Annotated in this window: 1 protein-coding gene; it reads left to right on the plus strand. The window is 50.9% G+C overall.

Translation table 11 applies throughout. The annotated features are described in order from the left end of the window. Nucleotides 1-9: 9 nt before the first annotated feature. Complete coding sequence (locus SB765_RS29660; protein WP_410932496.1) at nt 10-168, plus strand: MliC family protein; 159 nt, start codon at nt 10-12, stop codon at nt 166-168. Nucleotides 169-273: the final 105 nt, after the last annotated feature.

Genomic DNA, 273 nt, shown 5'->3' on the forward strand with positions numbered 1-273 from the left:
AGTTTCATCATGGATGGGCAGCCTCTGACGCTGAAGCAGACGGTATCCGCTTCCGGCGCACGCTACAGCGATAACACCTATGTGTTCTGGTCCAAAGGAAACGGCGCATTTATCGAACGTAACGATAAAATTGTCGTGAATGATTGTGAGCTGCAACCTGCCAGCTGACTTGTTATCTGAATAGGCGAGCATTATGAGCGACAGCGAAACGCTACACACCATTGCCCATCTGCGGCGTGAATATACCCGCGGTGGATTGCGTCGTAAGGATCT

The sequence above is a fragment of the Pseudomonas sp. SIMBA_067 genome, from assembly GCF_046534675.1.
Classification (GTDB): Bacteria; Pseudomonadota; Gammaproteobacteria; order Pseudomonadales; family Pseudomonadaceae; genus Aquipseudomonas; species Aquipseudomonas putida.

Excerpts from the sequence above, each read along its gene's own strand:
- SB765_RS29660 (WP_410932496.1), top strand. The coding sequence starts at position 10 with ATGGATGGGCAGCCTCTGACGCTGAAGCAGACGGTATCCGCTTCCGGC.